The 9,597-nt window shown below is 70.1% G+C and carries 9 protein-coding genes and 1 tRNA gene; 4 read left to right on the plus strand and 6 right to left on the minus strand.

Translation table 11 applies throughout. The features are described 5' to 3' along the window. Window positions 1–14: 14 nt before the first annotated feature. Window positions 15–665, plus strand: a complete 651-nt coding sequence (locus tag DEJ31_RS16125) for a YigZ family protein (RefSeq protein ID WP_111122387.1) — start codon at window positions 15–17, stop codon at window positions 663–665. A 176-nt stretch (window positions 666–841) separates the two neighbouring features. Here DEJ31_RS16125 and DEJ31_RS16130 read toward each other — a convergent pair. Next, window positions 842–917, minus strand: a tRNA-Lys gene (locus DEJ31_RS16130). Window positions 918–1,026: 109 nt separating this feature from the next. Here DEJ31_RS16130 and bcp point away from each other — a divergent pair. Beyond that, on the plus strand, window positions 1,027–1,497 hold the full coding sequence (bcp, locus tag DEJ31_RS16135; RefSeq protein WP_110904705.1) for a thioredoxin-dependent thiol peroxidase: 471 nt from the start codon (window positions 1,027–1,029) through the stop codon (window positions 1,495–1,497). Window positions 1,498–1,540: 43 nt separating this feature from the next. Here bcp and DEJ31_RS16140 read toward each other — a convergent pair whose 3' ends face one another. Continuing rightward, window positions 1,541–1,960 (minus strand): hypothetical protein, encoded by a 420-nt coding sequence (locus tag DEJ31_RS16140; RefSeq protein ID WP_110904706.1) that lies wholly within the window; start codon window positions 1,958–1,960, stop codon window positions 1,541–1,543. 265 nt (window positions 1,961–2,225) lie between these two features. On the opposite strand from DEJ31_RS16140, the gene DEJ31_RS16145 reads away from it, so the two are divergent. Then, window positions 2,226–2,474 (plus strand): WhiB family transcriptional regulator, encoded by a 249-nt coding sequence (locus DEJ31_RS16145; protein ID WP_022904217.1) that lies wholly within the window; start codon window positions 2,226–2,228, stop codon window positions 2,472–2,474. Between the two features lie 104 nt (window positions 2,475–2,578). Here the strand turns inward: DEJ31_RS16145 and DEJ31_RS16150 are convergent, their stop codons facing one another. Then, window positions 2,579–4,084 carry a sensor histidine kinase gene (locus DEJ31_RS16150; protein ID WP_111045284.1) on the minus strand — a complete coding sequence of 502 codons (1,506 nt, stop codon included), beginning with the start codon at window positions 4,082–4,084 and terminating at the stop codon, window positions 2,579–2,581. A gap of 120 nt (window positions 4,085–4,204) precedes the next feature. Between DEJ31_RS16150 and DEJ31_RS16155 the strand changes: the two genes are divergently transcribed. After that, window positions 4,205–4,705 (plus strand): Rv3235 family protein, encoded by a 501-nt coding sequence (locus DEJ31_RS16155; protein WP_146243194.1) that lies wholly within the window; start codon window positions 4,205–4,207, stop codon window positions 4,703–4,705. Window positions 4,706–4,806: 101 nt separating this feature from the next. On the opposite strand, the gene secA is transcribed toward DEJ31_RS16155, so the two are convergent. The 3 genes from secA to DEJ31_RS16170 all read right to left on the minus strand — a co-directional run bounded on the left by secA (window position 4,807) and on the right by DEJ31_RS16170 (window position 9,306). Beyond that, window positions 4,807–7,590, minus strand: a complete 2,784-nt coding sequence (gene secA / locus DEJ31_RS16160; protein WP_111122389.1) for a preprotein translocase subunit SecA — start codon at window positions 7,588–7,590, stop codon at window positions 4,807–4,809. Window positions 7,591–7,740: 150 nt separating this feature from the next. After that, window positions 7,741–8,463, minus strand: a complete 723-nt coding sequence (gene hpf, locus DEJ31_RS16165; RefSeq protein ID WP_258366347.1) for a ribosome hibernation-promoting factor, HPF/YfiA family — start codon at window positions 8,461–8,463, stop codon at window positions 7,741–7,743. A gap of 174 nt (window positions 8,464–8,637) precedes the next feature. Further along, window positions 8,638–9,306 carry a phosphoribosyltransferase family protein gene (locus DEJ31_RS16170; protein ID WP_111122390.1) on the minus strand — a complete coding sequence of 223 codons (669 nt, stop codon included), beginning with the start codon at window positions 9,304–9,306 and terminating at the stop codon, window positions 8,638–8,640. Between the last annotated feature and the right edge of the window lie 291 nt (window positions 9,307–9,597).

Here is a 9,597-nt window from a genome sequence, read left to right on the forward strand (position 1 = left end):
CTACCCTCGGAAGGGTGTCGCGCCGGTACCCCTCGAGCATCGCCGGCCCGGTCGAGCACGAGTTCGTCGTCTCCCGCTCCCGGTTCGTCACGACGGCACACCCGGCTCCGGACCCGGCAGCGGCCGAGGCTGTGATCGCCGAGGTCCGGCGACGGTCATGGGACGCGAGGCACCACTGCATCGCGATGGTCACGGGCGTCCTCGGTGACCAGGCACGCTCCTCCGACGACGGCGAACCGTCCGGCACGGCCGGGGTGCCGATGCTCGAGGTCCTCCGCCGCCGGGACCTGACGGACGTCGTCGTGGTCGTCAGCCGCTGGTTCGGCGGGGTGAAGCTCGGCGCTGGCGGACTCGTCCGCGCCTACTCGACCTCGGTGTCCGAGGCACTCGACCGGGCGCGGGTGGTCCGACGGGCGGCGCGGACCCGGGTGCACGTCGAGGTCCCGCACGCCGATGCCGGGCGCGTCGACAACGCGCTGCGAGCCTGGGTGCAGCACCACGACGCCACCTCGGGCGACACCGTGTACGGCGAGCGGGCGGTGTTCGAGGTGTGGGTGCCCGCGGACGGGATCCCGGCGCTCGAGACCGAACTCGCGAGCGTGTCCGCCGGCGCGCTCGTGCCGGTCGTCGGCGAGGAACGGGTCGTCGACCTGCCGCCGGTCTGAGGTCGGGTGACGGTCATGCCACGGCCAGGTCGGGGTCGGGGTCGGAGTCGGGATCGAGGTCGGGCTCGAGGTCGGCCCGATCCGGCGGTCGGGCGTGTCGCTGCGCGGGCCGTCAGCGCAGGGAGGATCGTGCGCGAACGCAGAAGACCCCGACCGGATCGGTCGGGGTCTTCGTGTGGTGCACCCCCTCGGACTTGAACCGAGAACCCACTGATTAAGAGTCAGTTGCTCTGCCAATTGAGCTAGAGGTGCGTGTGTGCAGTTGTCCTGCCGCTTCGACGTGCGCCCCGCGACGGGAATCAACAATAGCATGACTTGTGCGTGCCCTTGACCACTCGGGCCGAACGAACAGGAGCCCCACTTGAGCGACCGTCTCGCCGCCGGCGACACCGCCCCCGACTTCACCCTCCCCGACCAGGACGGCACCGAGCACGCCCTCGCCGACCTGCGCGGACGCAAGGTCATCGTCTACTTCTACCCGGCCGCCTCCACCCCCGGTTGCACGACCGAAGCCTGTGACTTCCGGGACAACATGTCGTCCCTGCAAGCCGCCGGGTACGAGGTCCTCGGCGTCTCGAAGGACGAGCTGCCCGCCCTGCAGCGCTTCCACCACGAGCAGGCGCTGAGCTTCCCGCTGCTCAGCGACCCGGACCTCGCCGTCCACCGGGCCTACGGGGCCTGGGGCGAGAAGAACAACTACGGGAAGGTCGTCACCGGCACCATCCGGTCGACGATCGTCGTCGACGAGGACGGCTCGGTCCAGCTGCCGCTCTACAACGTGAAGGCGACCGGCCACGTCGCGAGCCTGCGGAAGAAGCTCGGGCTGGTCTGACCGCGTCCGACCCCGGTCCTCGGGCGGCGCCGGGGGTCTCCCCTCAGTCGCGCCGTGCGAGGACCGCGGTCACGGACTTCGACAGCACCAGGGTGATCGCGAGCAACGCCGGGATGAGCAGCGCCCACCCCACCGCCGGCACGCGGAACACGCCCTGGAACGCACCGATGGCGAGTGCTCCCTGCAGGACCTGCCAGACGATGATCCCGCTCCGGACCCAGGCCCGTCCGCTCCGCAGTCCGACGAGCATGGCACCGAGCCACACGGTCGCGAGGACCGCGAGCACGAGGAGCGCGACCGCCGACGCGATGCTCGTCGCGGGCGTCGTGAGGAGCTCGACGAGCAGGAAGACGGTCACGGCTGCCATCGCCAGGAACTCGAGCCCGACGACGACGATGAGGACGCGGAGCGCAGCGGGCTGCCCCCGGGGGACGACCTGGTCGTCCGGGATGGTGTCAGGCACAGCGATCCTCCAGCAGTGAAACCCTTGATTTGGCCATACCAGTATGGAACGATGTTCGAGGTCGTTTGGACGGCACGATGTGGTGTGCGTCTCCCGTGGTTCGACGCTCCTCCCCCGAGCGTTCTGCGGGCGTCGAACTCTCCCCGAGCGGGCTCCTCCCCACAGGAAGCCTCCCGTACGTCACATGAGCATGTGCAGAGTCCCGATCCCCCGAGTCACGGCCCCGGCCTGCCGTTCGAGCATCTAACGCAAGGAGCACCACCACATGGATTGGCGTGACCAGGCAGCCTGCCTCACCGCGGACCCCGAGCTCTTCTTCCCCGTCGGGAACACCGGCCCAGCCGTCGACCAGATCGAGAAGGCCAAGTCAGTCTGTGCTCGCTGCACCGTGACCGAGATGTGCCTGCAGTACGCACTCGAGAACAACCAGGACTCCGGCGTCTGGGGTGGCCTCAGCGAGGACGAGCGTCGCGCGCTCAAGCGCCGCGCCGCCCGCGCCCGCCGCGCCTCCTGACGCAGCAGGACCGACAGACCGTTCGACGCCCGCCGTGCCCCTCGGGGCCGGCGGGCGTCGTCGTGTGCGGTGCCGCGTCAGTCGGACACCGGCGTTCGTCGCGGTCAGGCGGCGGTGCCCGCGGTGAGCCAGCGGAACGGGATCGAGATGGTGACCTCGGTGCCGCTGCCGGTCAGCGTGTGCCAGTCGATCGTGCCGCCGAGCTCGCCCTGGATGAGTGTGCGGACGATCTGGGTGCCGAGTCCCGAGCCGACCTTGCCCTCGGGCAGGCCCACGCCGTTGTCGCGCACCTGGATCTCGAGGTGGTCGTCCGAGCGGTTCGCGACGATCTCGACCTCGCCGTCACGGCCGTCGAGCCCGTGCTCGACCGCGTTCGTGACGAGCTCGGTCAGCCCGAGCGCGAGCGGGGTGGCCGCCTCGGACGGGAGGACGCCGAACTCCCCCGTCTTCTTCGGGTGCACGGTCGTGTTGTGCGAGGCGGCGACCTCGGTGACGAGCTTGAGGACGGAGTCGAACACCTCGTCGAAGTCGACGGTCTGGCTGAGCCCGGTCGACAGGGTGTCGTGCACGACGGCGATCGCGGCGACGCGGCGCATCGCGTTCTGCAGCGACGTCCGCGCCTCGTCGGAGTGGGTGCGCCGAGCCTGGATGCGGAGCAACGACGCGACGGTCTGCAGGTTGTTCTTGACGCGGTGGTGGATCTCCCGGATCGTCGCGTCCTTCGTGATGAGTTCACGCTCCTGGTGGCGCATCTCCGTCACGTCTCGGCAGAGCACGACGGCCCCGATCCGCTCACCGTGGTCGCGGAGCGGGATCGAGCGGAGCGTCACGGTCACGCCCTTGGCCTCGATGTCGGCCCGCCACGGGGCCCGGCCGGTGACGACGAGCGGCAGGGACTCGTCGACGTCGAGCTGCGCGCCGAGGAGCTCGGTCGTGACCTCGGCCAGGGACTTGCGCTCGAGTTCGCCGTCGAAGCCCATCCGGTTGAACGCGCTCAGGCCGTTCGGGCTGGCGAACGTCACGACGCCGTCGGTGTCCAGGCGGAGCAGGCCGTCACTCGCTCGCGGCGCACCACGACGCGGACCGGCCGGGGCACCGAGGTCGGGGAAGTCACCGGTGGCGATCATGCCGAACAGGTCGTTCGCGCTCGCGGTGAAGTTGAGCTCCTGGCGGCTCGGCGTCCGGGACTCGTCCTGGTTCGAGTGCCGCGTGACGACCGCGATGGGGCGGTCGGTCGTCTGCGCGCTCTTCGCGGTCAGGCGCCGGAGCACGGGGATCGCGCGGACACGGGTCGGGGTGTCCTCGTACCAGTCGGGCTCCGCCGAATCGACGACGCGGCTGCCCGTGAAGCTCTGGGTGACCTGGTCCCGCCACTCTTCGCGGATCTCCTGACCGACGATGTCGCGGTAGAACAGCGTCGCCGCCGAGGACGGGCGCGCATGCGCGACCGCGACGAAGGTCGAGTCGTCCTTCGTCGGCACCCACAGCACCATGTCGGCGAAGGACAGGTCGGCGAGCAGCTGCCAATCACCGACGAGCAGGTGCAGCCACTCCACGTCGGCTTCGGAAGAACGGCCTTGCGCGAGGACGAGGTCACTGAGGGTCGACACCCGATCAGTCTAGGTGCGGCCCCGAGCACCCTCGGCTCGCCGCTGTGGAGAAGGACGCGCTCTCCACAGACCACGGCATTCGGCCGTATGTGATGTTCCACGAACCCTACGCTCGGCCTGATGAAAGGGGCCGGGGTGGCGGAGAACGCACGACGGATCGAGGACGAGCCGGACGGGCACGGCGCGGACGGGAGGCTGGGACGCCGGCACGACGACCGCGCCGAGCACGAGCGACACCGTGGACGGCTCGAGAACGGGCCACCGCGGACGATGCCACCGGGACTGCCCGACCCCGGGGAGACCGCACGATCGCTCGCGCTCTGCGTGGCGGAGATCCTGACCGGGGCGCGCGAGGTCGAGACGATCTCGCGGTGGATCACCGAGGAGGTCCAACGACATCTCCAGCACCGTGCTGCGGTCGCTGCTCGGGCTCGCTCGGCAGCACGCCGACGTCGGCACCGTCCGGTGATCCGCGTCGGCAGCGTCGTCGTCAGCGTGCCGCGGGACGGTGTGGCCGAGGCCGCCGTCGTCGTGCACACCCGCAGTCATGCCCGCGCGGTCGCCATCCGGCTCGAGGAACGCAGGGGGCGGTGGCGGGCCACCGCGATCGGCGTGCTCTGACGCCCGTCGATGGCGGCCGGCTGTCGACGGTGGACGACGGCGACGGACGGGAGGCCCGGTACCAGCTGGTACCGGGCCTCCCGTCACACCGACGCGGAGCGTCAGCCCTTCTTGGCTGCCGCCCGACGCTCGGCGCGGTTGCTCGCGTCCGCCTGGCCGGAGGCGGTCGCCGCCGAACCGAAGGCCGAGCCCTTCTCCGGTCCAGCGGCTTCCTCCTGCTCGGCCTGCGCGCGCTGCGCCCGAGCGGTCGCCGCCTGCTCGAGGCGCCCGGCCTCGTCGCGGACCTCGACCTCGCCGTCGATCGACGGTGCGGAGTACTCGAGTCCGGCGTTCTCGCCTTCCTCGCCGAGGCCCTTGGCCTCGATGACCGCGCTCTCGCCGTCCGATTGCACCTGGACCTCGAGGTTGAAGAGGAAGCCGACCGACTCTTCGCGGATCTGCCCCATCATCGTCTGGAAGAGGGCGTAGCCCTCGCGCTGGTACTCGACCAGCGGGTCGCGCTGCGCCATCGCGCGGAGGCCGATGCCGTCCTTGAGGTAGTCCATCTCGTAGAGGTGGTCGCGCCAACGGCGGTCGATCACCGAGAGGACGACACGACGCTCGAGTTCACGCATCGCCTCGTCCCCGAGGGCCTCTTCGCGGTTCTTGTACGCGAGCTGCGCATCGGAGAGGATCTCGCGGGCCAGGAACTCCCGCGTGGCCTTGCCCTTCGAGCCGGCCTCGGTGATGACCTCGTCGATGGTGATCGAGATCGGGAACAGCGTGCCGAGCTCGGTCCACATGGCGTCGAGGTCCCAGTCGTCCGGGGAGCCCTCTCCGGTGTGGGTGTCGATGACGTCGTCGATGACGCTCTTGAGGAACGACTGCGCGCGCTCGTGCAGGTCGTCACCCTCGAGGATGTGCCGACGGTCGCTGTAGATCGCTTCACGCTGCCGGTTCAGGACGTCGTCGTACTTCAGGACGTTCTTGCGGATCTCGGCGTTGCGGCCCTCGACCTGCGACTGGGCGGAACGGATCGCGCGACCGACCAGCTTGTTCTCGATGGCCAGGTCGTCCGGGACGTTGCCGCGGCCCATCAAGCTCTCGGCAGCACCAGAGTTGAACAGGCGCATGAGGTCGTCAGTGAGCGACAGGTAGAACCGGCTCTCGCCCGGGTCACCCTGACGACCGGAACGACCACGCAGCTGGTTGTCGATCCGGCGGGACTCGTGACGCTCGGTGCCGAGGACGTAGAGCCCGCCGGCATCGCGGACCTTCTCGCTCTCCTGCTCGACCGAGGCCTTCATCGCGGTGAAGACGGTGTCCCACTCGGCTTCGTACTCGTCCGGGGTCTCGGTCGGGGACAGGCCCTTGGCGTGCATCTCCTGCACGGCCAGGAACTCCGCGTTGCCGCCGAGCATGATGTCGGTACCACGGCCGGCCATGTTCGTGGCGACCGTCACGGCGCCGGCACGACCGGCCTGGGCGACGATCGCCGCTTCCCGGGCGTGGTTCTTCGCGTTGAGGACCTCGTGCTTGACGCCCTTCTTGGCGAGCAACTTCGACAGGTACTCGGACTTCTCGACGCTCGTGGTGCCGACGAGGACCGGCTGGCCCTTGTGGTGGCGCTCTTCGATGTCGTTCGCGACCTGCTCGAACTTGGCCTGCTCGTTCTTGTAGACGAGGTCGGTCTGGTCGATGCGCTGCATCGGCCGGTTCGTCGGGATCGGGACCACGCCGAGCTTGTAGGTCGACATGAACTCGGCCGCTTCGGTCTCCGCGGTACCGGTCATGCCCGAGAGCTTCTGGTACAGACGGAAGTAGTTCTGCAGCGTGATGGTGGCGAGGGTCTGGTTCTCGGCCTTGACCTCGACGCCCTCCTTCGCCTCGATCGCCTGGTGGATGCCCTCGTTGTAGCGACGTCCCATCAGGATGCGGCCGGTGTGCTCGTCGACGATGAGCACCTCGCCGTTCATCACGACGTAGTCCTTGTCGCGCTTGAACAGAGCCGCGGCCTTGATCGAGTTGTTGAGGAACGAGATCAGCGGGGTGTTCGCGGACTCGTAGAGGTTGTCGATGCCGAGGTAGTCCTCGACCTTCTCGATGCCGGGTTCGAGGACACCGACGGTGCGCTTCTTCTCGTCGACCTCGTAGTCCTCGCCCGGGTTGAGGCGGGTGGCGATGGACGCGAACTCGGTGAACCACCGGTTCGCCTCACCCGAGGACGGGCCGGAGATGATGAGCGGCGTGCGGGCCTCGTCGATGAGGATCGAGTCGACCTCGTCCACCACGGCGAAGAAGTGGCCGCGCTGGACCATGTCCGACGCCTGCCACGCCATGTTGTCGCGGAGGTAGTCGAAGCCGAACTCGTTGTTCGTGCCGTACGTGATGTCCGCGGCGTACTGCTCGCGACGCTCGATCGGGGACTGCCCGGCGATGATGCAGCCGGTCGTCATGCCGAGGGCGCGGAACACACGACCCATGAGCTCGGACTGGTACGACGCGAGGAAGTCGTTGACCGTGATCACGTGCACACCGCGCGACGGGATCGCGTTCAGGTAGGCGGCGGTCGTCGCGACGAGGGTCTTGCCCTCACCGGTCTTCATCTCGGCGATGTTGCCGAGGTGCAGGGCCGCGCCGCCCATGAGCTGCACGTCGAAGTGCCGCATGCCGAGGGTTCGCTTCGATGCCTCGCGGACGGCGGCGAACGCCTCCGGCAGGAGGTCGTCGAGCGTCTCGCCGTTGGCGTACCGCTCGCGGAGCTCCGTCGTCTCCTCGTGGAGTTCCTCGTCGGTGAGGCTCGCGAAGTCGTCCTCGAGGTCGTTGATCGCCGAGGCGTACGCCTTCAGCCGACGGAGGGTCCGCCCTTCACCGATGCGGAGAACCTTCTCCAGCACGTTTGCCACGTGAGCTCCTTACGAAGTCGTCGTGCGCGGTCGACGCGCCCGATCAGCCAGTCATGCTAGCAACCCGCCGGGGTCCGGCGCTGGGAGCAGCACGAGTGCGCACGACCCCGGACGGGACCGTGCGCACTCGGAGGTGGTGCGTCGCGGCGACTACGCGGTCGCGGGCGCGGACTCCTCGACGAGGACGTGCTCGCTCCCCCGGGCGTCGGCACCCGGGTTCTCGTCGATGCCGATGACGCCGTAGTCCCAGCCCTTCCGGCGGTACACGACGCTCGGCCGGTGGGTCTCGGAGTCGACGAACAGGTAGAAGTCGTGTCCGACGAGCTCCATGTGGTACAACGCGTCGTCGACCGTCATCGGTGCGGCTTCGAAGACCTTCTGCCGGATGACGACCGGCGAGTACGCGGCGTCCTCTTCTTCACGGCCGGCTCCCTGGTCGGCGTCGACCACGGGGACGGCACCGGTGGCGACCTCCTCGATGAGCTTGCCGTCGGCGGGCTCCACACCCATGCCCTCGAACGCGGCGCCCGAGGCCTCGGCCACGGAGGTCGGACGGTGACGGCCGCGGTGCACCTTCTTACGGTCGCGTGCTCGGCGCAGGCGCTCGGCGATGCGCGCGAACGCCAGGTCGAAGGCCGCGTACTTGTCCGACGCGGCCGATTCGGCCCGGACGAGCGGCCCGGGTCCGATGAGGGTCAGTTCGACGCGGTCCTCGCCCTGCGCTCCACTGCTCTTCTCGTGGTGCCGGCTCACCCGCACCTCGAACGCGAGGGCCCGGTCGGCGAGCACGTCGATCTTCTCGGACTTCTGCTCCACGTAGGCCCGGAATCGGTCGGTGACCCCGACGTTGCGGCCCGTGATCGTCACGTCCATGGCGGCTCCCATCCACACTCGGCGGTTCGCCTCCGTCCGGCGAACACCAACGCCTTGCCGCGAGGCTAGACCCTGCTGGCTCCGCCCGTGCCCGAGCTGGCCCGCGTGCCGGAGACCTCCACCTGATGCCCAGCCGATGTCCATGTCCGCCCGGCCTCGCCCGCCGCGCACGGTTCAGACATCCACGGTGGCGACGGCCACGCACCGGACGACCCGACCACCGGCAGCGCGGACGGCGCGGACCGCCTCGGCCATCGTGACCCCGGTGGTGACGACGTCGTCCACGAGCACGACGTCGCGGTCAGCCACACCGTCGGCGACGAGGGACCCGACGGTGGCCGCGACCCGCTCGACGGCGGTGCGCTCCTTCTGCCCGCGACCGTCCGTCCCGGCGCGCGCCGGGCCGAGGCCGGCGTCCGGAGCGGGGCCGGAGTCGGAACCGGGGCCGGGGCCGGCCTGCGGTACCGGGACCCGCCGCAGGGCCCGTGCACGTCGGACGCCTGCTCGACGGAGGACCGTCACGACCGGGTCGAACCCGCGCCGCCGGTGTCCCCGCGACGACGGCGGGACGCGGAGCACCAGTGCGCCGACCGGGGCCGCTGCGAGCGCCGCCCGGACGAGGTCCGCGGTGCGCCGGGTGAGCCCGCTGACGATGTCCACGCGCCCGCGCAGCTTCCACTCGAGCACCAGGGTCCGGACGAGGCCGTCGTACTCGTGGGCGGCGTCGAGCCGGACGCCGGCCACGAGCCGGGTGCGACCGGGCAGGGCGTCGAGGGCGCACCGGCAGGCGCGGCACAGCGCACGGTCCGGGGCGCCGCAGCCGACGCAGGCGACGGGCAGCACGAGCGCGAGGACGGCGGCAGCGGCGTCGGACCAGGGACGACCCCGGCCGCCCGCTGGAGTTGCAGCACGCGGAGTCGCGGCACGTGGAGTCGCGGCACGTGGAGTTGCAGCACGCGGAGTTGCAGCACGCGGAGTCGCGGCACGTGGAGTCGCGGCACGTGGAGTCGGGGCAGGTGTGGGGTCGGGGAGCGGGACCGCGGACGGGAGGACGACCGACTGGGTCTGGGGCGTTGGCATGACCCGATGGTCCCGGGTGGGGACCGTCGGGTCCTGTCTCTTATACACATCTCC

It is taken from the genome of Curtobacterium sp. MCPF17_031 (assembly GCF_003234035.1).
In the GTDB taxonomy this organism is placed as follows: Bacteria; Actinomycetota; Actinomycetes; order Actinomycetales; family Microbacteriaceae; genus Curtobacterium.

What these genes read in the sequence shown, in the direction of transcription:
- DEJ31_RS16145 (WP_022904217.1), top strand. Translation starts at nt 2,226, where the DNA reads ATGGATTGGCGTGACCAGGCAGCCTGCCTCACCGCGGACCCCGAGCTC.
- DEJ31_RS16155 (WP_146243194.1), top strand. Translation starts at nt 4,205, where the DNA reads ATGAAAGGGGCCGGGGTGGCGGAGAACGCACGACGGATCGAGGACGAG.
- hpf (WP_258366347.1), bottom strand. Translation starts at nt 8,463, where the DNA reads ATGGACGTGACGATCACGGGCCGCAACGTCGGGGTCACCGACCGATTC.